The organism is Mycobacterium sp. 852002-51163_SCH5372311 (assembly GCF_001667115.1).
In the GTDB taxonomy this organism is placed as follows: domain Bacteria; phylum Actinomycetota; class Actinomycetes; order Mycobacteriales; family Mycobacteriaceae; genus Mycobacterium.
Genome location: NZ_LZIJ01000120.1, coordinates 17,025 through 37,210 on the forward strand (window position 1 = coordinate 17,025; position 20,186 = coordinate 37,210).

General features: G+C 66.8%; 20 protein-coding genes. 8 read left to right on the forward strand and 12 right to left on the reverse strand.

Features of this window, described 5'->3' with window-relative positions; all coding sequences use genetic code 11:
* The first annotated feature begins 41 nt into the window (after positions 1-41).
* The gene (locus tag A5791_RS15015) at positions 42-1,016 is read left to right on the forward strand and encodes a YihY/virulence factor BrkB family protein (RefSeq protein ID WP_082966938.1); all 975 of its coding nucleotides are present in this window, start codon (positions 42-44) and stop codon (positions 1,014-1,016) included.
* Here A5791_RS15015 and A5791_RS15020 read toward each other — a convergent pair whose 3' ends face one another.
* Complete coding sequence (locus A5791_RS15020) at positions 1,017-1,256, reverse strand: DUF3039 domain-containing protein (RefSeq protein WP_067238196.1); 240 nt, start codon at positions 1,254-1,256, stop codon at positions 1,017-1,019.
* A gap of 95 nt (positions 1,257-1,351) precedes the next feature.
* Here A5791_RS15020 and A5791_RS15025 point away from each other — a divergent pair, with 95 nt between their 5' ends.
* From A5791_RS15025 to ideR, 3 genes are all read left to right on the forward strand, one after another.
* Complete coding sequence (locus A5791_RS15025; RefSeq protein WP_369828075.1) at positions 1,352-1,768, forward strand: DUF3099 domain-containing protein; 417 nt, start codon at positions 1,352-1,354, stop codon at positions 1,766-1,768.
* A 175-nt stretch (positions 1,769-1,943) separates the two neighbouring features.
* A complete protein-coding gene (gene sigB / locus A5791_RS15030; RefSeq protein WP_156661332.1) occupies positions 1,944-2,957 on the forward strand; it encodes a sigma-70 family RNA polymerase sigma factor SigB in 1,014 nt (337 codons plus the stop codon).
* A 130-nt stretch (positions 2,958-3,087) separates the two neighbouring features.
* The gene (ideR, locus tag A5791_RS15035) at positions 3,088-3,780 is read left to right on the forward strand and encodes an iron-dependent transcriptional regulator IdeR (RefSeq protein WP_067238074.1); all 693 of its coding nucleotides are present in this window, start codon (positions 3,088-3,090) and stop codon (positions 3,778-3,780) included.
* A gap of 28 nt (positions 3,781-3,808) precedes the next feature.
* On the opposite strand, the gene A5791_RS15040 is transcribed toward ideR, so the two are convergent.
* Complete coding sequence (locus A5791_RS15040; RefSeq protein ID WP_067238202.1) at positions 3,809-4,867, reverse strand: DUF4192 domain-containing protein; 1,059 nt, start codon at positions 4,865-4,867, stop codon at positions 3,809-3,811.
* Between the two features lie 111 nt (positions 4,868-4,978).
* Between A5791_RS15040 and sthA the strand changes: the two genes are divergently transcribed.
* On the forward strand, positions 4,979-6,385 hold the full coding sequence (gene sthA, locus A5791_RS15045) for a Si-specific NAD(P)(+) transhydrogenase (protein WP_156661337.1): 1,407 nt from the start codon (positions 4,979-4,981) through the stop codon (positions 6,383-6,385).
* Between the two features lie 10 nt (positions 6,386-6,395).
* Here sthA and A5791_RS15050 read toward each other — a convergent pair whose 3' ends face one another.
* Positions 6,396-7,139 carry a serine protease gene (locus tag A5791_RS15050; protein ID WP_067238080.1) on the reverse strand — a complete coding sequence of 248 codons (744 nt, stop codon included), beginning with the start codon at positions 7,137-7,139 and terminating at the stop codon, positions 6,396-6,398.
* A gap of 180 nt (positions 7,140-7,319) precedes the next feature.
* Between A5791_RS15050 and A5791_RS15055 the strand changes: the two genes are divergently transcribed.
* Positions 7,320-8,306, forward strand: coding sequence for a proteasome assembly chaperone family protein (locus tag A5791_RS15055; RefSeq protein ID WP_067238083.1), 987 nt, complete (start codon positions 7,320-7,322; stop codon positions 8,304-8,306).
* A gap of 48 nt (positions 8,307-8,354) precedes the next feature.
* Positions 8,355-9,377: an alpha/beta fold hydrolase gene (locus tag A5791_RS15060; protein ID WP_067238206.1), complete on the forward strand. Its 1,023-nt coding sequence runs from the start codon at positions 8,355-8,357 to the stop codon at positions 9,375-9,377.
* 74 nt (positions 9,378-9,451) lie between these two features.
* Here the strand turns inward: A5791_RS15060 and A5791_RS15065 are convergent, their stop codons facing one another.
* The 3 genes from A5791_RS15065 to A5791_RS15075 form a co-directional block, all read right to left on the reverse strand.
* Positions 9,452-9,937, reverse strand: a complete 486-nt coding sequence (locus tag A5791_RS15065) for a peroxynitrite isomerase (RefSeq protein WP_067238086.1) — start codon at positions 9,935-9,937, stop codon at positions 9,452-9,454.
* Between the two features lie 42 nt (positions 9,938-9,979).
* Positions 9,980-10,444, reverse strand: a complete 465-nt coding sequence (nrdR, locus tag A5791_RS15070) for a transcriptional regulator NrdR (RefSeq protein WP_067238090.1) — start codon at positions 10,442-10,444, stop codon at positions 9,980-9,982.
* 163 nt (positions 10,445-10,607) lie between these two features.
* Positions 10,608-11,099, reverse strand: a complete 492-nt coding sequence (locus A5791_RS15075; RefSeq protein ID WP_067238093.1) for a LysM peptidoglycan-binding domain-containing protein — start codon at positions 11,097-11,099, stop codon at positions 10,608-10,610.
* A 292-nt stretch (positions 11,100-11,391) separates the two neighbouring features.
* On the opposite strand from A5791_RS15075, the gene lexA reads away from it, so the two are divergent.
* Complete coding sequence (gene lexA, locus A5791_RS15080; RefSeq protein WP_067238096.1) at positions 11,392-12,087, forward strand: transcriptional repressor LexA; 696 nt, start codon at positions 11,392-11,394, stop codon at positions 12,085-12,087.
* Positions 12,088-12,103: 16 nt separating this feature from the next.
* On the opposite strand, the gene A5791_RS15085 is transcribed toward lexA, so the two are convergent.
* The 6 genes from A5791_RS15085 to A5791_RS15110 all read right to left on the reverse strand — a co-directional run bounded on the left by A5791_RS15085 (position 12,104) and on the right by A5791_RS15110 (position 20,174).
* Entirely contained in the window at positions 12,104-14,497 is a 2,394-nt protein-coding gene (locus A5791_RS15085) for a hypothetical protein (protein WP_369828077.1), read from the reverse strand.
* Between the two features lie 414 nt (positions 14,498-14,911).
* Positions 14,912-16,072: an acyl-CoA dehydrogenase family protein gene (locus A5791_RS15090; RefSeq protein ID WP_067238099.1), complete on the reverse strand. Its 1,161-nt coding sequence runs from the start codon at positions 16,070-16,072 to the stop codon at positions 14,912-14,914.
* 86 nt (positions 16,073-16,158) lie between these two features.
* Positions 16,159-17,571 (reverse strand): GTPase HflX, encoded by a 1,413-nt coding sequence (gene hflX, locus A5791_RS15095; RefSeq protein WP_156661342.1) that lies wholly within the window; start codon positions 17,569-17,571, stop codon positions 16,159-16,161.
* Between the two features lie 89 nt (positions 17,572-17,660).
* Positions 17,661-18,530: a diaminopimelate epimerase gene (dapF, locus tag A5791_RS15100; RefSeq protein WP_067238101.1), complete on the reverse strand. Its 870-nt coding sequence runs from the start codon at positions 18,528-18,530 to the stop codon at positions 17,661-17,663.
* Between the two features lie 4 nt (positions 18,531-18,534).
* Positions 18,535-19,482: a tRNA (adenosine(37)-N6)-dimethylallyltransferase MiaA gene (gene miaA / locus A5791_RS15105; RefSeq protein WP_067238216.1), complete on the reverse strand. Its 948-nt coding sequence runs from the start codon at positions 19,480-19,482 to the stop codon at positions 18,535-18,537.
* The gene (locus tag A5791_RS15110; RefSeq protein ID WP_067238105.1) at positions 19,479-20,174 is read right to left on the reverse strand and encodes a hypothetical protein; all 696 of its coding nucleotides are present in this window, start codon (positions 20,172-20,174) and stop codon (positions 19,479-19,481) included. Before A5791_RS15110 ends, miaA begins: the two co-directional genes overlap by 4 nt.
* Between the last annotated feature and the right edge of the window lie 12 nt (positions 20,175-20,186).

The window sequence follows — 20,186 nt, forward strand, 5'->3', positions numbered from 1 at the left end:
GAGTGGGCTGTGCGAGCAGTCATCGGTAATGCTGGATAGGTATGAGTGCCCAGGCAGCCAAGCCGTCGCGCCACCATGTGTGGCGAATAAGTAAAAGGGCGTTATCGAAAAGCTGGGATGACTCGATCTTCTCGGAGTCCGCGCAAGCGGGCTTCTGGTCGTGCTTGTCCCTGCCGCCGCTACTGCTGGGAATGCTGGGCTGCCTGGCCTTCGTAGCGCCGCTCTTCGGCGCGGACACGCTGCCCGCCATCGAGAAATCGTTGGTCACGACCGCTCACAGCTTCTTCGCCCCCAACGTGGTCAACGAGATCATCGAGCCGACCATCCGCGACGTCACCAAGCACGCACGTGGCGAGGTGGTGTCGCTGGGCTTCGTCATTTCGCTGTGGGCGGGATCGTCGGCGATCTCCTCGTTCGTCGATTCGGTGGTGGAGGCGCACGACCAGACGCCACTGCGGCATCCGGTGCGACAACGATTGTTTTCGTTGTTCCTGTACGTGGTAATGCTGCTTTTCCTGGTGGCGACCGCGCCGCTGGCCGTCGTAGGCCCACGCAAGGTCGCTGAGCACATTCCACCGACGTTGGGCAACCTGTTGCACTACGGCTACTACCCGATGCTGGTTTTCGGCCTCATGTTGGGCGTGATGGCCCTGTACCGCGTTTCCCTGCCGGTACCGCTGCCGTCGCATCGGCTGATGATCGGCGCCATCTTCGCGACAGGGGTGTTCGTGACCGCCACGCTGGGGTTGCGGTTCTACCTGAAATGGATCACCAGCACCGGCTACACGTACGGGGCCTTGGCCACGCCGATCGCGTTTCTACTGTTCGCGTTCTTCGGAGGCTTCGCCGTCATGTTCGGCGCCGAGCTCAACGCCGCGATCCAAGAGGAGTTCCCCGCGCAGGCCACCCATGCCCACCGGTTGCGTCGCTGGCTGGTCGCGCGGGTGCGCAGCGACCCGGAATACCAGCCTCCCCCGTCACAGGACAACATTGCCCCGGCGGACCAGGCGAGCTGATCAGCCCTTTTTGAGCTGTTCGTAGATCTGCTTGCATTCCGGGCATACCGGCGAGCCCGGTTTGGCCGCGCGTGTGACGGGAAATACCTCACCGCACAACGCCACAACGTGACTGCCCATGACGGCGCTCTCGGCGATCTTGTCCTTGCGGACGTAGTGGAAGTACTTGGGCGTGTCGTTGTCGGTCCCGTCGTCGACGCGTTCGTCGGTATCAGTGCGTTCGATCGTCTGGGTCTGCATACCCGACATTGTGTCACCTGGTCGAGTGTCACCTTGACGACCTGGCGCTGGCGGCCGGAACCAACGGCGAAACCGGATAAGCCGGAATCGATCTGGTGTGGGAGAGTGGAGGGATGAAGCGCGGCTCCGACCAGGGGTTCGACGACGACGGCAGGCCAGTGCTCATTACCGCCGCCGCGCCCTCGTACGAGGAAGAGCATCGCGCCCGCGTGCGTAAGTACCTGACGCTGATGGGGTTCCGCATTCCGGCTCTCATCTTGGCCGCCGTCGCGTACGGCGCCTGGCACAACGGCCTGATCTCGCTGCTGATCGTGGCGGTGTCGGTGCCGTTGCCGTGGATGGCCGTGCTGATCGCCAACGACCGGCCCCCGCGCCGCGCCGACGAGCCGCGCCGGTTCGACCGAGTCCAGCGCCGGACGCCCTTGTTCCCGACGGCCGAGCGGCCCGCGCTCGAGGCCCGGCCACATCCGGCCGGCCAGTTCCACCCACCCGGCCACGACGACCTCGCTTAGGTCCACCGCGCTCCGAGTCTCCGAATAGCGCCCACTGACCGCACTTCTCAGGACATTCTCAGGTCCACGGCACATTTCTGCACGTCAAGGCGTGTGAGATGACAAACCGCTGGGAACTCTCACTAAGGGTTTGTCGTTAGACCACATGACAGCACAAGCCGATCGGGAGGGCGCAATGGCGAACGCAGCCATCAGGGGGGCCAACGCAGGCATCAGAGGGGCCGACCCCACCACACGGGCCACCACGAGCCGCATCGAGAGCGATCTGGATGCGCAGAGCCCGGCGGCGGACTTGGTACGCGTGTACCTGAACGGCATCGGCAAGACGGCGTTGCTCAACGCGGCCGACGAGGTCGAGCTGGCCAAGCGCATCGAGGCCGGCCTGTATGCCGAACACCTGCTCGAGACCCGTAAGCGCCTCGGCGAGAACCGCAAACGAGAGTTGGCGGCTGTGGTGCGCGACGGTGCGGCCGCCCGCCGCCACCTGCTGGAAGCCAACCTGCGCCTGGTCGTGTCGTTGGCCAAGCGCTACACCGGGCGTGGCATGCCGCTGCTGGACCTCATCCAGGAGGGCAATCTCGGGCTGATCCGCGCCATGGAAAAGTTCGACTACACAAAGGGATTCAAGTTCTCGACGTACGCCACGTGGTGGATCCGTCAGGCCATCACCCGCGGCATGGCCGACCAGAGCCGCACCATCCGGCTACCCGTGCACCTGGTCGAACAGGTCAACAAGCTGGCGCGGATCAAGCGCGAGATGCACCAGAATCTGGGCCGCGAAGCCAGCGACGAGGAGCTCGCCGCCGAATCGGGCATACCGGTCGAGAAGATCAACGACTTGCTCGAGCACAGCCGCGACCCGGTGAGCCTGGACATGCCGGTCGGCTCCGAGGAAGAAGCCCCGCTGGGCGACTTCATCGAGGACGCCGAAGCGATGTCTGCCGAGAACGCGGTGATTGCCGAGTTGCTGCATGTCGACATCCGCAGCGTGCTGGCCACGCTGGATGAGCGCGAGCACCAGGTGATCCGGCTGCGCTTCGGTTTGGACGACGGCCAGCCGCGCACGCTGGACCAGATCGGCAAGCTGTTCGGTTTGTCCCGCGAGCGGGTCCGCCAGATCGAGCGCGACGTGATGTGCAAGCTCCGCCACGGCGAGCGCGCCGACCGGCTGCGCTCGTATGCGAGCTGACGACGCCCCCCACAGCTAGGTAGCAGACAGTATGCCCGCCGCGTCGCGGCGGGCATACTGCTTGCCTAGGACGCGTTGGACCCATTCACGCAGCTGGCCAAGTAGACTCAGCGTCAATGGAGGGTGCTGGATGAACGAGCTGGTCGATACCACCGAGATGTACCTGCGGACCATCTACGACCTCGAGGAAGAGGGCGTGACGCCGCTGCGTGCCCGGATCGCCGAGCGGCTCGACCAAAGCGGGCCGACGGTCAGCCAGACGGTATCCCGGATGGAGCGCGATGGACTGCTGCATGTGGCCGGCGACCGCCATCTGGAACTCACCGACAAGGGCCGGGCGCTGGCCGTCGCAGTGATGCGCAAGCACCGCCTCGCCGAACGACTGCTCGTCGACGTCATCGGTTTGCCGTGGGAAGAAGTGCACGCCGAGGCATGCCGGTGGGAGCACGTGATGAGCGAGGACGTCGAGCGGCGGCTGGTCAAAGTGCTCAACAACCCGACCACTTCCCCGTTCGGCAACCCGATTCCGGGTCTGTTGGACCTGGGCGTGGGCTCGGAGTCCGACGCCGACGGGGTCAACCTGGTGCGGCTGACCGAGTTGCCTGCCGGATCGCCGGTGGCAGTGGTCGTCCGCCAGCTGACCGAGCACGTGCAGGGCGACATCGATCTGATCACGCGGCTCAAAGACGCCGGCGTCGTGCCCAACGCACGGGTGACCGTCGAGACCAGCCCGTCGGGCGGCGTGACCATCCTCATACCTGGACACGAGAACGTCACCCTGCCACACGAGATGGCGCACGCCGTCAAGGTCGAGAAGGTCTGACCCCTAGCTGGCGAGAAGACGCAACCTGTTAGCCCGCGCGCCGGCCGAACGTCTGTCGCGGCGGCAGCCGCACACCGAGTTGCCTGGCGAGCCGATAACCGGTGAGCGCGAGTTCACGGATGCGCTCGGGCCGCAGGCCGGACTGCAATGCCGTGTCCAGCATGCCGGCCATCCGATGGTCGCCATCGCAGCGCAATGCGGCCTCCAGCGACACCCCCGCCAGCGGTCCGTCGCCGCGCACGTAAGCGCTGAAGGCCAGCAGCACCAGCGCCTCCACCCGCCACGGCGGCGGCAGCCTTCGCGACAGCTCAGCCCACAGCGCCTCCGCTTCACCGGCATTCGCACCCACTGCGAGCGCATAGAGCATGTCGCGAACCTGCCCGTCGGTCAGCGCGCAACCCAGCTCCGCCGCCTCCGCATCGGGTAGCACCTGGCCGCCTGCGACCCGGGCGGCAGCGGCCATCGCCTTCTCCACGTCGACGCGACACCGGCCCACCGGGTCCGTGCGATGTGCCAGCTCGCGCGCGGTTGCTTGCTGTTCGACAGCTGCGGCCAGCTCCGCGCTGCGCATCGTGTCTTCGACGGCGATGACGGCCTGCAGATCGGCGCGGCGCGGGTAGAGGCGACGGCCGTCCAGTACCGCCGCGACGGCCAGCGGCGATGCCGACGGGTCGTCGATCAGCCCACCCCTGCCGCAACCGTCGACGCAGTGCCACCGGCCGCCGCGAGCCACCCGATCCACCACATGCGCCGCCCACAGCACGACGCCGTGTTGCGACAGCGCGTCGGTGAGCTCTTCGGACAACTCGCGGTAGTCCTCGTTGCAGCACGGACACTGCGCGCCCTCGGCGTCGACGAAAACCGCGACCGCCGCCGCGGGATCGGCGGCCGCGGCAACCTCGGCGAGGTGCTCGATCCGGTCGGGCAGCTCGTCAGAGAGGTCGACGCGCAACACCGACCCCAGTTCGTCACCATCCATCGACACCACCACCAGTGATTTCTCCGGCACGAAGCCGAGGACTGCCGGTAGCGCGGCGATCAGCGCCGCGGGACGGTTGAGTTCAAAGTCAGATCGATGCGTCGTCATGGGCACCAACGTGGCAACCGCCACCGTCAGCCTGCACTCGCACAATGAGATTGAGCTGTCGTCTGTGGAGAAAGTCGCGACTGTGGGCTCTATCGTCTATGCATGGGTTCGATGCAGGAGTACGACATCGTCGTCATCGGTTCGGGGCCCGGCGGCCAGAAGGCCGCCATCGCCGCGGCCAAGCTGGGTAAAACTGTCGCGATCATCGAACGGGGCCGCAGTCTCGGCGGCGTCTGCGTCAACACCGGCACCATCCCCTCGAAGACGTTGCGCGAGGCCGTGCTCTACCTCACCGGGATGAATCAGCGCGAGCTCTACGGAGCGAGCTACCGCGTGAAAGATCGCATCACCCCTGCCGATCTGCTGGCACGAACCCAGCATGTGATCGGCAAGGAAGTCGACGTGGTGCGCAACCAGTTGATGCGCAACAGGGTCGACCTGCTGATCGGGCACGGCCGGTTCGTCGATCCACACACCATCTGCATCGAAGACCCGGGCCGCCGCGAAATGACCACTGTCACAGGGGATTACGTCGTCATCGCCACCGGCACCAGGCCGGCTCGACCGTCCGGCGTCGAATTCGACGAGCAACGCGTGCTCGACTCCGACGGCATCCTCGATCTCAGGTCGCTGCCGTCCTCGATGGTCGTGGTCGGTGCGGGTGTGATCGGCATCGAATACGCGTCCATGTTCGCCGCGCTGGGAACCAAGGTGACCGTGGTGGAAAAGCGCGAGACGATGCTGGACTTCTGCGACCCCGAGGTGATCGAAGCGCTGAAATTCCACCTGCGCGACTTGGCGGTGACCTTCCGGTTCGGCGAGGAAGTGACCGCGGTCGACGTGGGCTCCGCGGGCACGGTCACCACGCTGGCCAGCGGCAAGCAGATCCCCGCCGAGACGGTGATGTACTCAGCGGGGCGCCAGGGTCAGACCGACCACCTCGATCTGGAGAACGCCGGGCTGGAGGTCGAGGGCCGCGGCCGGATCTGGGTCGACGGCAGCTTCAAGACCAAGGTGGAACACATCTACGCCGTCGGTGACGTGATCGGGTTCCCCGCGCTGGCCGCGACATCTATGGAGCAAGGCCGCCTGGCGGCGTACCACGCCTTCGGGGAACCGGTGGACGGCATCACCGAACTGCAGCCGATCGGCATCTACTCGATTCCCGAGATCTCCTACGTCGGGTCCACCGAGGTGGAGCTGACCAAGAACGCAATCCCCTACGAGGTGGGTGTGGCCCGGTACCGGGAACTGGCCCGCGGCCAGATCGCCGGCGACTCCTACGGCATGCTCAAGCTGCTGGTGTCCACCGACGACCGCAAGCTGCTCGGGGTGCACATCTTCGGCACCAGCGCCACCGAGATGGTGCACATCGGGCAGGCCGTGATGGGCTGCGGCGGCACCGTCGACTACCTCGTCGACGCGGTGTTCAACTATCCGACGTTCTCCGAGGCATACAAGGTCGCCGCGCTCGACGTGACCAACAAGATGCGCGCCCTCAACCAGTTCCGCCGCTGACCCGAGCAGGTCAGCAGCCGTCGTCGTAATCCGTCGGCGCTTTGTCCCCCGGGCCGCCGGCTTCGGCACGGGCCAGCAGCTGCGCGATGTGTTCGTCGAACGGCGCCGAGTACGACATGTCCGCCTGGCATCCGCCGCCTTCGGGGCCGCCGATCACGGCGGTCACCGCGGTGCCATTGACCCAGGGCGCGCCGCTGGTGCCGCCGACCAGCCCGTCGCAGGCCAGCGCGGGGAAACCGTCCGGGGTGATTGCGGTGGTGGCCTGGCAGTTGATCGGCGAGCCGTCCGCTCCGGCCGGATAGCCGGTCACGGTGACGCGGGTCCCGGGGGCCGGCGCGGTGCCCAGCACCAGGCCGGAGCCGGCGTGCGCCTCCAGGGACCCACCGTGCTGATTGCTGACCCGGGCGATCGCGTAGTCGGCTCGCGGATCCTTGGTGGCGACCCAGCGTGAATCGAGGTAGACGTCGTCGACCTGCCACAGGTCGGCCGGCTCGGCGTGGCCGGAGAAGCCAGGGGCAAACGTGGCGCGGAAGCCGCCCAGCAGGCAGTGCGCGGCGGTCAGCATGAGGTTCCCGCTGCTGGAGTGCAGCACCGAACCCGTGCAAAAGTGCACCTTGCCGCCCTCGGGGAAGATCGCGCCCACCCGCGGGTCGGGCAGTGCGGGAGCCGCGGCGGGACCGTCCCCGGCGGGGTCGCACGCCAGCAATGTCGTCAGGCTCACCAGCGAGCACAGCCATACCGTCGGGAAGCGCATCGCGTTTCATCATGCCTTTCGGGGTGCGCGCCCACGATGGCCGGCGTCGAATACCCTGCGGCGCTATTGCGTTTCGACGAGCAGGAAAGTCTTCGATTCGTTGTTCGATGTGGGTGCCCGTGTGATGTGAGGGACACTGGTTAGGGCACCCTGGAGATAACTGGGAGGGAGGCAACACCGATGGCGCGCCATCGCAACCCGGATGACGACTACTACCAGCCAGGGCAGCCCGGCATTTACGAGCTGGAGTTCCCGGCACCGCAGTTGTCGACGTCCGACGGCCGCGGCCCGGTGCTGGTGCACGCACTGGAAGGGTTCTCCGACGCCGGTCACGCCATCCGGCTGGCGGCTGCCCACCTCAAGGCGGCCCTGGACACCGAGCTGGTCGCGTCGTTCGCGATCGACGAACTGCTGGATTACCGCTCGCGCCGCCCGCTGATGACCTTCAAGACCGACCACTTCACCCACTACGAAGATCCCGAGCTGAGCCTGTACGCGTTGCGCGACGCCGCCGGCACACCGTTTCTGCTGCTGGCCGGCATGGAGCCGGACTTGAAGTGGGAGCGCTTCATCACCGCGGTGCGTCTGCTCGCCGAGCGCCTCGGCGTGCGGCAGACCATCGGTCTTGGCACCGTGCCGATGGCGGTCCCCCACACCCGGCCGGTCACCATGACCGCGCACTCGAACAACGCGGAGCTGATCGCCGACTTCCAGCCGTGGATCTCCGAGATCCAGGTCCCCGGCAGCGCGTCCAATCTGCTGGAGTACCGGATGGCCCAGCACGGTCACGAGGTCGTCGGCTTCACCGTGCACGTCCCGCACTACCTGACGCAGACCGACTACCCGGCTGCGGCCCAGGCACTGCTCAAGCAGGTGGCCAAAACCGGGTCGCTCGAGCTGCCCCTGACCGCACTGTCCGAAGCAGCCGCGGACATCCAGGCCAAGATCGACGAGCAGGTGCAGGCGAGCGCCGAGGTCGCCCAAGTGGTGGCGGCGCTGGAGCGCCAGTACGATGCCTACATCGAGGCCCAGGAGAACAGGTCACTGCTGAGGCGCGATGAGGAGCTGCCTAGCGGCGACGAGCTTGGTGCGGAGTTTGAGCGATTCCTGGCTCAGCAGGCAGAGAAGAAGTTCGACGACCCCCCTGACCACCCAGACCCGACCTGATCGCCCTGAGCCGTCCCGACAATGACGTTGGGAGAGAGGTTTCGCGAGATGACCGAGCGAAAGCGCAATCTTCGCCCGGTGCGGAAAGTGACTGCGCCTTCGCTGCAGTTCCGCACCATCCACGGCTATAAGCGGGCGTTCCGGATCGCCGGTGAAGGTCCGGCGATACTGCTGATCCACGGCATCGGCGACAATTCCACCACCTGGGATGGCGTACACGCCCAGCTCGCCCAGCGTTTCACCGTCATCGCCCCGGACCTGTTGGGCCATGGGAAGTCCGACAAGCCGCGCGCCGACTACTCGGTCGCGGCCTACGCCAACGGCATGCGCGACCTGCTCAGCGTGCTCGGCATAGAGCGGGTGACCATCGTCGGCCATTCGCTCGGCGGTGGGGTGGCGATGCAATTCGCCTATCAGTTCCCCCAACTGGTCGAGCGATTGATCCTGGTCGGCGCCGGCGGCGTCACCAAGGACGTCAACTTTGTGTTGCGGTTGGCCTCGCTACCGATGGGCAGCGAGGCAATCGCGTTGCTGCGGTTGCCGCTCGTGCTGCCGGCCGTGCAGGTTGCCGGCAAGGTAGTCGGCAAGGCCCTGGGAACCACCGCGCTGGGACACGACCTGCCGAATATGCTCCGCGTGCTGAACGACCTCCCCGAGCCGACGGCCTCGGCCGCGTTCAGCCGCACCTTGCGCGCCGTCGTCGATTGGCGCGGGCAGATCGTCACCATGCTGGACCGATGTTATTTGACCGAAGCCATCCCGGTGCAGATCATCTGGGGCAGCAGGGACTCGGTGCTCCCCGTCCGGCACGCCACGATGGCCCATGCCGCCATGCCGGGCTCGCGGCTCGAGATCTTTGAAGGCTGCGGTCATTTCCCCTTCCACGACGACCCCGCTCGGTTCATCGACATCGTCCAGCGCTTCATCGACAACACCCAGCCCGCCGAATACGACCCGGTTGCGCTGCGCGCACTGCTCAGCAGAGGCGGCGAAGGAACCGTCCACGGGCCGGCCGACACCCGCGTCGCCGTGCTGGAGGCCATCGGTTCCGACGAACGCAGCGCTACCTGATCCTCGCGACCTCGTACAGTCGGACCGCGAGCTCGACTCTCGCTGCGAGACAAGCGGATTGAGCTGCGCGGCCTTCACTGCTTGCGGTGCAACACCGCGGCGAGGTGGTCCTGCACCGGCTGGCCGACCGCGCCCATCCGCACCGTGTAGGACAGCTCGTCGCCGTCGATCAGGAATGAACGGCCCAGCGCGCTAACGTTTTTGGCGGTCGGGGTCAATCCGATCGACTCGGTGGTGAGCTCCATTTCGATGCGATCGCCGCTCACCGAGTAGTTGCCGACCTCGATTTCGGTGATGCCGCTCGGATGAGCCAGAACCAGCTCGACATGTCCGGGTTCCGGGGCTCGCAGAAACCCCGTCTCGGCATGCAACGGCTTCCCGTCGGCCACTGCTTTGGTCTTTTGCGAGTAAGCCAGAAACGGTTTGCCCACATGGGTGAATACGACTTCTTCGAAATACTCGAAAGGCTCGATCGTCGGGTACTTACCGGTGCCGCGACCCGCCCAGGTACCGAGCAGTGGTGCCAGCGCTTCAAGGTTCGGGTGCAGGTCGACAGCCATAAAAGCAGCGTAGTCCGGCGACCTTTCGCGCAGCGCGTCGCGTCAATTCGGAGTCGATACTTTGCGGTGCGCCCGAAGCACCTCGATCTCGCGCTCGAAATCGTCGGCCGAAGAAAATGACCGGTATACCGAGGCGAACCGAAGGTAGGCAACCTCGTCGAGTTCGCGCAGCGGCCCAAGGATCGCGAGTCCGACCTCGTGACTGGGGACTTCCGGCGAGCCGGCCGCGCGCACCGTGTCTTCCACCTGCTGGGCCAGCAGATTCAGCGCATCGTCGTCTACCTGACGACCCTGGCATGCGCGACGCACACCGCTGATGACCTTCTCTCTGCTGAACGGCTCCGTGACACCGCTGCGCTTGACCACCGCAAGCACCGCGGTTTCGACCGTGGTGAACCGTCTCCCACACTCCGGACACGACCGGCGTCGCCGGATGGCCTGCCCTTCATCGGTTTCTCGCGAATCGATCACCCGGGAATCCGGATGCCGGCAGAACGGACAGTGCATCGCCGCTCCTTTGCCGTGCCGACATTCGGGTATCGCAGACGACTCCGAGAGTACCTGTGCGCTCGCCGGCCGAGCCAACACTGGCGCCATACACCCCGATTCGCGCCGGGTGCCACCGCGCGGCCATGGCGGTAAGCGGTTTTCGCAGTACACCGCGTTGCCGTCAGCCGACGGGCGCGATGAGGGTCTGGCCCGCGACCAGTGTGGGCGATTTCAGGTCGTTGAGTTCGCGGATGCGCTCGGCCACCTGGCGGTGCGGTGCGTCGGGTGCCACCCGTGCCGCCACATCCGGCAGCGATTCGCCGGGTTCCACCCGAACCACGGCAAGCCGGTCGGGCACGTGAGCGGCCGGAGCGGTGGTCTCGCCGTTGGCCAATTGCCCGAAATGAGCGATCAGGCCCAGCCAGAGAGTGATGATGCCGGCCAGTAGTGCCAGCCCGACCGTCGTCGTGAGTCGTACCGGGCGCCTGCGGTGCGGGGCCGACGACATCGCGACGCCGGTGCCGCGGTAGCGCGTCGGCGCACCGGCCGGCCGGGTCGGGCCGGGAGGGCAGGACCACGCCGGCCGCCCGTAACGAGGCCCCTGTAGCGGGCGCCGCAGCTGGCCGGTGCTGCCGGTCCGCGGCGAGTGCGAGATTGTGTGGATGGTTGTCATGTGCGTCCTCCGGTCAACTGATCCTCGCTCGTGTGTTCGACAGTAGTCGCTCGCATGTTCGAATACCGAACATTTGAGCGAAGCGTGTCGCACGAGCAAAACGCTAGACCGCCCCACCGACAAGTTCGTCGGTCGTTATCACTGGCATGCGGCCGGAATACCCGATCTTGCGAAGAGTTACACCATTGTTATTCAGCAGCTCTAGGGCGCTTCGGCGCGCTCTCCGCCGAAGCGCGACACACCCGTCGAACACATGTTTGATTCTGTCGGCCCCTGCGGCTACATTCGAGGCATGAGTGACAGCAACGACACTTCAGCCGGCGCGGACGGCCGCTTGCGGGCGGTGGGCTCCGGACTCACCGAGCGACAACGCACGATTCTGGACGTCATCCGTGCTTCGGTCACCACCCGCGGATATCCCCCGAGTATCCGAGAAATCGGCGATGCCGTCGGCTTGACGTCGACATCCTCAGTGGCACACCAACTGCGGACTTTGGAGCGCAAGGGCTATCTGCGCCGTGATCCGAACCGGCCGCGGGCCGTCGATGTACGTGGCGCCGACGATGCCGCGGCGACGCCTGTCACCGACGTCGCCGGCTCCGACGCCTTGCCGGAGCCGACCTTTGTTCCCGTTCTCGGACGCATTGCGGCCGGTGGACCAATTCTTGCCGAGGAGGCGGTCGAGGACATCTTCCCGTTACCGCGTGAACTGGTGGGCGAAGGCACGCTGTTCCTGCTCAAGGTGGTCGGCGACTCGATGGTCGAGGCCGCGATCTGCGACGGCGACTGGGTTGTGGTCCGCCAGCAGCACGTTGCCGACAACGGCGACATCGTCGCGGCCATGATCGACGGTGAGGCCACGGTCAAGACTTTCAAGCGCGCAGGTGGTCAGGTGTGGCTGATGCCGCACAATCCGGCGTTCGATCCGATCCCCGGCAACGAAGCAACCGTGCTGGGCAAAGTGGTCACGGTGATCCGCAAGATCTAGCTGTTAGCGGGGGTTCTCAGTCTGCTTTGGTGAAGCCGTTGGCTTCCGCGACTTCCTCACTGGCCAGCCAGAATTCGGGAAGAGTGTCCTCGTAAAGCTCGCTGCTGGGCGTGTAGTACAGGCCGAAGCGCGCACTGGCCTTGATCGGGTATCCCTCGGGAGCCTGGTAGGGGTCGTCCAGCGGCAGGTGAATGGTCGGGCGTGCGGGCTGAGGTTGCCGCGGCGCAACCGACGCGCCAGCCGAGCCTTCCGGCGCGGCTTCCGGAATTACGTCGGGCATCTCTGCCGATTGTTCTGTAGCTTCGTCGGCGGCTGCGTGCCGGCCCATTCGTGACGGGGTGACTGACGCAGTGGTCGCGGCGGCCGCAGCGGCCGCAGCGACGTCGGAGGCTTCGGGTGCCGCAGGGGTTTCGGGAAATGCGGTTTGCGGTCCCGCGTCCTCGGGCGGCGCCTCAGCAAAAACATCGTCGGAGTAGCCTGCTTCCGGCGGCGCCTCGGCAAAAACATCGTCGGAATAAACCGTTTCGGGCGGCGCTTCGGCAAAAACGTCGTCGGGATAACCCGCTTCCGGCGGCGCCTCGGCAAAAAGGTCCTCTGAATAGGAGGCCTCGGGCGGCGCCTCAGCAAACACCTCTTCCGAATAGCCCACATCGCGAGGTTCCTCGCCGAAGACCTCCTCGGTACTGCCGGTCGGAGCAGCGCCACTCACCCCACCATCGTCGACACCGGAATCGGGAATGCCGGCATCGGTCAGCACGGGTATGGAAGTGGTATCGACGTCGTCGGGGTTCTCCTGCTCTTCGAAATCCCGGTCCGCGACGTCTTCCTCGCGAGATGCCACATCGGGTCCGGCGAGCGAATCGCGACCAAATTGGGCGGCGGCGGAGGACTCGTCTTCGGGTCCAACGGCGGTAGCCGCGGAACGCGACCAGCTGATCCTCGGCGCGGATCGGTCTTCCGGTGCCGGCCGCTCCGGCGCATGAGCGTCGGACGGGGCCCTTTGTTGGGAGGCGAATTCGGCATCTTCGTGGGCCCACGGCTCGGCGGCCGTGACGTCGTAGCCGGGGTCCGGCCCATGGTCCGGGTCGTAGGTCGAGGTCTCGTAAGCGAAGGCGGCATCGCGGGCACGGCTATGCCGGCGGCGTCCGTTCAGCACCAAGAGCAGCGACAACAGCAACATCAGCACCGGAATGATCGCCAGCAGATACCACCAGTGCCAGCCGAACTTCTTCGCATGCGCAGGCGAGGCCGCACCGCTCGGCTGGTTCTGCCCCGGCACCTGCAAACCGGACAGCAACGGCGCCAGGTTGGCCGGATCTGTGCTGAACGTGTTGGTGGCGCGGTTCCACGAGATCATTCCGCCGGTGAACTTCTGCGAGATGACGTCGCCGTCCACCGCCTGGTCACCGACCGGTGCCCCCAGCTTGCCGAGTGGTCCCTTGAGCTTGTCCCAGGCTGTCTTGATGGCGCCGCGCACGACGAATGCACCGTGGTCAGGCGTCCAGAAGATCACCGGCTTGTCGGGTCCGGAGAACACGGCGATCCGGCTCGACGGGATGGCCCCGTTCGACTCGTTGGCGACCGGAAATCCCAGCTCGCTGCCGACCGGCCCACCCAGCGACTCGTATTTGGCCAGGATGTCGCTTTCGACGGCATTCGCGCCGGTGGCGGGGCTGTAGTACACCTTGCCGCCGGCGAATTCCTGAGCGATCCCGTCACCACCGATGGGATTCTGACCGCCCTTCTTGGCGCCCAGCGGACCGGCGGCACCGCCCGCCGCGCGCCAGGCCATGTTTATCGCGGCGGCAGGATCGAGCTCGACCTGTAAGTCCTTGAGCTGACTGCCCAGTACCGCGGGCTCGGTGGAGAACTGTTTGTTTTTCCTGTTCCAGGAGACGGTCCCGCCGCTGAACTTCTGGGAAACAACGTCACCGTCGTAGGTTTCGTCTGCGACGGGGACGCCCAACACGCCGCCTGAGCTGCCGAGCTTGTCCCAGGCCGCATTCAGCGGGCCGCGCACCACGTGCGCACCGTGATCGGCTGTCCAGTAGATGACCGGCTTGTCGCTGGCTGAAAAGGTGGCCACCCGGCTTTCGGGTCCGGCCAGCCCCGGAACTTCGTTGATCGTCGGGAACCCCAGGTCGCTGCCGGCCGCGCCGCCCAACGACTCGTACTTTTCCAGGATCGGCCCATAGACGAATTTGGCGCCGGTGTCCGGGGTGAAGTACATCTTGCCGCCGACGAACTCCAGGGCGAACCCGTCGCCGACGGGATAGACGTCACCCTTCCGCGCGCCCAGGGGGGACGAGTCGCCACCAGCCTTGTCCCATGCCGCCATCATGGCGTTCTCGGCTTCGCCGATCGGAGAAGCTGTGGCAACAGGCGTCAGCAACACCGCGGCCACCACCATGGCCGCCAGGCTGACCAGCGCCCGACCGAGCAGCTTGCCCAATTGACCTCTCTGCCCGTTCACCAAGCCTCCCAGCCGGCGGATCTGCCCTTATCGGTGGCCGCGCCCGCCATTCCCCATCGACAGTCAGTCTTGTCGCCGGGCTCGCATAACTTTGCTAGAGCGAATGACAATTGCGAAGTCAAATCCGCAATATTTCGAAAACAGATACCCCGCCGATGTCGAAATGATGCCAATTCAGTGCCGGCTCGCGTCTCGCACCGTCGTGGGCAAACACAGTTGACGTGGGTGTTTGCCGGGCTGACCTGGTCCCCCACCGCCGTGGCAATCGACGAGTTGGTACGCGAAGACACAAATGCCGACGTTACGTGACGCGCTCATCCCCACGACAATGCGGACCCTTTTCCCGGTCCTTTAGACGCTCAGACTGCGGCCGATGATCTCCTTCATGATCTCGGTCGTGCCGCCGTAGATCGTCTGCACGCGTGCATCGAGATAGGCCCGAGCGACCGGGTATTCCCGCATGTAGCCATAACCGCCGTGCAGCTGCAGACAGCGGTCGATCAGATGTACTTGCTTCTCGGTCGAGTACCACTTGGCCATCGCGGCTTGCTCGGCCGTCAGCTTTCCTTCCAGGTGCAGCGCCAGGAACTGATCGACCATGATGCGCACGATCGTGGCCTCGGTGGCCAGTTCGGCCAACAGGAACCGGGTGTTCTGGAAATTACCGATCGGCTTGCCGAATGCCTTGCGCTCTCTGGTGTATTGCAGCGTCTGCTCCAGCACAGTCTCCATGGCGGTGGCGGCCATGACGGCGATGTTGATCCGTTCCTGCGGCAGGTTCTGCATCAGATAGATGAAGCCCTTACCCTCCTCGCCGAGCAGGTTCTCCAACGGAACTCGCACATCGGTGAACGAGAGCTCGGCGGTGTCCTGGGCGTCCAGCCCGATCTTGTCCAGGTGCCTGCCGCGTTCGAAACCATCCATGCCGCGTTCGACGACCAGCAGGCTGAACCCTTGCGCACCCTTTTCCGGATCGGTCTGGGCCACCACGATCACCAGATCAGAGTTGATGCCGTTGGTGATGAACGTCTTCGACCCGTTGAGCACGTAGTGGTCGCCGTCTTTGACCGCCCGCGTCTTGATGCCCTGCAGGTCACTGCCGGTCCCCGGCTCCGTCATCGCGATGGCGGTGATCAGCTCGCCGGTGCAGAATCCGGGCAGCCAGCGCTGCTTCTGCTCGTCGTTGGTGAGTCTCAGCAGGTAGGGCGCCACGACGTCGTTGTGCAGGCCGAAGCCGATCCCGCTGTAACGTCCGGCGGTGGTTTCCTCGGTGACGATCGTGTTGTACCGGAAGTCGGGATTCCCCCCGCCGCCGTACTCCTCGGGTACCGCCATGCCCAGGAAGCCCTGCTTGCCGGCCTCCAACCAGACTCCGCGGTCGACGATCTTCGCCTTCTCCCACTCGTCGTGATGCGGCGCCACGTGACGGTCGAGGAAAGCCCGGTAGGACTCGCGGAACAAGTCGTGTTCCGGTTCGAAAAGAGTGCGCTGGTACTTGATGGCGCTGCCCATGGATTTACCTCCGGCCAGAAATGTCTGCAGCCCAACATATACCAACCGGGTGGTTGGTCGGCGGCGGCCCGCGCCGAGCTGGCCGGCTAGACGGAGAACTCCCGCAGGCTCGCGGCCAGCGCCACCGGAACCCGGGCCCGGATGCGGGTGCCTTCGGGGTTGTGTTCTGCCTCCTGCACCCGGCCGTCAGCATGCACGCGGGATACCAGGTCACCACGGTCATACGGGATCACCACGTCGACGGCGGTGTCCGTGGGGACGGCGAGCTCGGCCATCCGCCGCCTGAGTGCGTCGATGCCGTCGCCGGTGCGGGCGGAGACGAACATCGCCCCGGGCAGCTCGTGGCGCAGTCTGGCCAGCATGAGGTCGCCGGCGGCGTCGGTCTTGTTCACCACCAACAGCTCTTGGGGCGCGTCCGCGCCATGGACACGGTGGTCGGCGATCACTTCGGAGATCACCTGACGGACCGCGCTTATCTGGGCCAGCGGGTTGACGTCGGAGCCGTCGACGACGTGCACCAGCAGGTCGGCGTCGACGACCTCCTCGAGGGTGGACCGGAAGGCCTCGACCAGTTGGGTGGGCAGGTGGCGCACAAAGCCGACGGTGTCGGTCAGCACGAACGGTCGGCCGTCGTCAAACTCGGCGCGCCGGGTGGTGGGCTCCAGGGTGGCGAACAGCGCGTCCTCCACCAGCACGCCGGCCCCGGTCAGCGCGTTGAGCAGGCTGGATTTACCGGCGTTGGTGTAGCCGACGATGGCGATCGACGGTATGTCGCTGTGCAGCCGGCGGCTGCGCTGCGTGTCGCGGGCCTGTTTCATCGCCTTGATATCGCGTCGCAGCTTGGCCATCCGCTCGCGGATGCGGCGCCGATCCGTTTCTATTTTGGTCTCACCGGGGCCGCGCAGCCCCACGCCTCCCCCGCTGCCGCCGGCGCGGCCGCCGGCCTGCCGCGACATCGACTCACCCCAGCCGCGCAGCCGCGGCAGCATGTACTCCATCTGGGCCAGCGACACCTGCGCCTTGCCTTCGCGGCTGGTGGCGTGCTGGGCGAAGATGTCGAGGATCAGCGCCGTGCGGTCGATGACCTTGACCTTGACCGCCTTCTCCAGCGCGGTCAGCTGCGCCGGGGACAGCTCACCGTCGCAGATGACGGTGTCGGCGCCGGTCGCCAGTACCACTTCTCGCAGTTCGGCCGCCTTGCCGGAGCCGATATAGGTCGACGGGTCGGGCCGGTCACGGCGCTGAATCAGCCCTTCGAGCACCTGCGAGCCGGCGGTTTCGGCCAGGGCCGCGAGCTCGGCCAGGCTGGCCTGGTTGTCAGCGGCGCTGCCGTCGGTCCACACGCCCACCAAGACCACGCGCTCCAGTCGCAGCTGGCGGTACTCGACCTCGGAGACGTCGGCGAGTTCGGTGGACAACCCCGCGACCCGGCGTAGCGCGGACCGGTCTTCGAGAGCGAGTTCACCGAGGCTCGGTGCGGATTCAGGGATGCCCGTCATCGGCGAGTCTGCCTTCTCGGGCCAATCGGGATCTGTCATAACCAATATCGATGGTGGCACGCCTGTCGCCGGCGCGCATCCGAATAAATTCAGGCCGGCGCGCTCCACCAAGCGTCCGAGAGCTCGCCGTGGGCCACCAGAACCGACGGTCCCCGTAGGTAGCTGGTGGCGCTGGTGACGGTGACCACGACGTCGCCCCCCGGTACCCGCACGGTGAGCGTTCCGGTGTCTGCGCCGGCGAAACCCAGCGCGGCGACGGCGGCCGCGACGGTTCCCGTTCCGCACGAACGCGTTTCACCCACGCCGCGCTCGTGCACACGCATCCGGATCAGCCCGGCCTCGGGTGCGGTGAGCACTTCGATGTTCACCCCCGCGGGAAACTGGGCGGTGTCAAAGCTGACCGGGGCCGCGACGTCCAGGGCCGCAAGCTCGTCGGGGGTCAGCCGCGGATCCACGCACGCCAGATGCGGATTACCCACGTCGATTGCCATCCCATGAAAGCGCCGGCCACCGATGACGGCTTCACCCGCGCCCAGCCGGTTGGCCTTGCCCATGTCGACGGTCACGTCGGCGCTGGTCGCATCGACGCGGTGCACGTTGACCAGCCGCGGGCCGGCCAGTGAGCCGACGACGAATTCGTCGCGTGCCTCCAACCCGGCCGCGCGCAGGTAATGCGCGAACACCCGCACGCCGTTGCCGCACATTTGCGCCGTCGACCCGTCGGCGTTCCGATAGTCCATGTACCAGTCGTAGGAGCTGACGCCGTCGGGCAGCCGCTCGAGCGAACCGGCGCGCACGGCCGCACCCGCAGTAGTGACCCGCAGCACCCCGTCGGCGCCCAGTCCCCGGCGCCGGTCGCACAGTGCGGCGACTCGTCCAGGGGTGAGCTCCAGCGCGGCCTCCACGTCGGGCAGCAGCACGAAGTCGTTCTGGGTGCCGTGGCCCTTCGCGAACATCACCTGATCAGGATATGTGTCGCCACAACCGCAATGCTTCCCCGGCGATGCGGTCGGCGTCCCCCGCCGCGTCGAGCCAGTGGATCCGGTGGTCGCGGCGAAACCAGGATCGCTGCCGCCGCACGTAGCGGCGGGTGCCCACGAAGGTCTGCTGCTGCGCGGCCCGCAACCGCTCGGCTTCCGGCGCGGCTTCGGGACCGGCGTCCAGGGCGGCGATCACCTGCGCGTAGCCCAGCGCGCGTGACGCGGTGACCCCGTCGCGCAGGCCCTGCCGCAGCAGCGCGCGTACTTCCCGCACCAGGCCGCGTTCGAACATCATTTCGGTGCGGTGCGCCAGCCGCTCGTCGAGAATCGCTGTATCACAGTCCAATCCGACGATGGCAGTGTCCCACCGCGGGGTTCCGATGCGTGGCGCGGACGCGGCGAACGGCCGGCCGGTGAGCTCGATCACCTCGAGGGCCCGCACGGTGCGTCGGGCGTCGGTGGGCAGAATCGCCGCGGCTGCGGCCGGGTCGCGGCTGGCCAGCTCGGCGTGTAGCCGGCCCACCCCGACTTCGGCGAGCCTGCGCTCCCACCGCACGCGGACGGCGGGATCGGTGGCCGGAAACGACCAGTCGTCCAGCAACGACTGGACGTAGAGCATCGAGCCGCCCACCACAATGGGCACGGCTCCCCTATCCGCGATCGCCTCGATGTCGGCGCCGGCGGCCTGCTGGTAGCGCGCGACGCTGGCGGTCTCGGTCACGTCCAGGACGTCGAGCTGCCGGTGCGGGATGCCGCGACGCTCTTCGATCGTCAGCTTGGCGGTGCCGATGTCCATGCCGCGATAGAGCTGCATCGCGTCGGCGTTGACCACCTCGGCAGCGGTTCCGGCGCGGCCCAGTCGCTCGGCGACGTCGAGCGCCAGCCGCGACTTGCCGGTGCCGGTCGGGCCGATGATGGCAAGCGGTCTCACGGCTGCCATACGCCCGCGAAGTAGCCCACTCCGTAGGGCGCCCCACGGTGAAGCTCCTTGGCGGTTCGTGGTCCGGGCTCGGCCAGCCCCGCCAGCACTTGGAATGCCACCCTGCCCAGGATCTGGCCGGGCAGCCGGGTCAATGCGGCGACGTCGCCGCTGGCCAGCGCGTCATCGAGGGCCAGCTGCGCGTCCGCGTTGCCGGGTTGGTAGCCGCCGGGAGCGGCGGGCGTCAGGGTGTTGGCTCCGTCGGCCACGATCAGCACACCGATCGGATCGCTCGACGTGTCGAGCTCGGCACGCAGCCGCCTGCCGAGGGCGAGGGCGGCATCGGCTTCGTGGTCGCTGCGGTACACCCGGACCTGTGCACTGGCGTCGGGACGGGCCCGGCCCCGGACCCAGGCACCGATCAGCGCGCACAGGGGTAACTCGGCCGGCGCCTGCGCCGGCCCGGGGTCCTGCGGACCGAGGTGCACCCGCACGTCGACGCCGAAGCCTGCGAAGGTGCCGACGCGGTCGGGACCCACCACCTCGTCAGCGCGGCCGGTTCCGACCACGACCCAGCCCGACGGCAGCAACCCGGCCGCCGCCGTCACCGCCGCGGTCAGGTCGGCCAGCTCGGCAGCGGCCCCACCGGCGAGCTCGGGAACGAGCACCGGCGCGGACGGAACGATCGCGATGCCGCTCAGCACGTCACCAAACTA

Coding starts and splice junctions, on each gene's coding strand:
- lexA (WP_067238096.1), top strand. CDS start 11,392: ATGAGTGACAGCAACGACACTTCAGCCGGCGCGGACGGCCGCTTGCGG.
- hflX (WP_156661342.1), bottom strand. CDS start 17,571: ATGACGGGCATCCCTGAATCCGCACCGAGCCTCGGTGAACTCGCTCTC.
- nrdR (WP_067238090.1), bottom strand. CDS start 10,444: ATGCACTGTCCGTTCTGCCGGCATCCGGATTCCCGGGTGATCGATTCG.
- ideR (WP_067238074.1), top strand. CDS start 3,088: ATGAACGAGCTGGTCGATACCACCGAGATGTACCTGCGGACCATCTAC.
- A5791_RS15020 (WP_067238196.1), bottom strand. CDS start 1,256: ATGCAGACCCAGACGATCGAACGCACTGATACCGACGAACGCGTCGAC.
- A5791_RS15055 (WP_067238083.1), top strand. CDS start 7,320: ATGGCGCGCCATCGCAACCCGGATGACGACTACTACCAGCCAGGGCAG.
- A5791_RS15065 (WP_067238086.1), bottom strand. CDS start 9,937: ATGGCTGTCGACCTGCACCCGAACCTTGAAGCGCTGGCACCACTGCTC.
- A5791_RS15075 (WP_067238093.1), bottom strand. CDS start 11,099: ATGACAACCATCCACACAATCTCGCACTCGCCGCGGACCGGCAGCACC.
- A5791_RS15060 (WP_067238206.1), top strand. CDS start 8,355: ATGACCGAGCGAAAGCGCAATCTTCGCCCGGTGCGGAAAGTGACTGCG.
- A5791_RS15085 (WP_369828077.1), bottom strand. CDS start 14,497: ATGGTGGTGGCCGCGGTGTTGCTGACGCCTGTTGCCACAGCTTCTCCG.
- sigB (WP_156661332.1), top strand. CDS start 1,944: ATGGCGAACGCAGCCATCAGGGGGGCCAACGCAGGCATCAGAGGGGCC.
- A5791_RS15090 (WP_067238099.1), bottom strand. CDS start 16,072: ATGGGCAGCGCCATCAAGTACCAGCGCACTCTTTTCGAACCGGAACAC.
- A5791_RS15050 (WP_067238080.1), bottom strand. CDS start 7,139: ATGCGCTTCCCGACGGTATGGCTGTGCTCGCTGGTGAGCCTGACGACA.
- A5791_RS15015 (WP_082966938.1), top strand. CDS start 42: ATGAGTGCCCAGGCAGCCAAGCCGTCGCGCCACCATGTGTGGCGAATA.
- sthA (WP_156661337.1), top strand. CDS start 4,979: ATGCAGGAGTACGACATCGTCGTCATCGGTTCGGGGCCCGGCGGCCAG.
- A5791_RS15040 (WP_067238202.1), bottom strand. CDS start 4,867: ATGACGACGCATCGATCTGACTTTGAACTCAACCGTCCCGCGGCGCTG.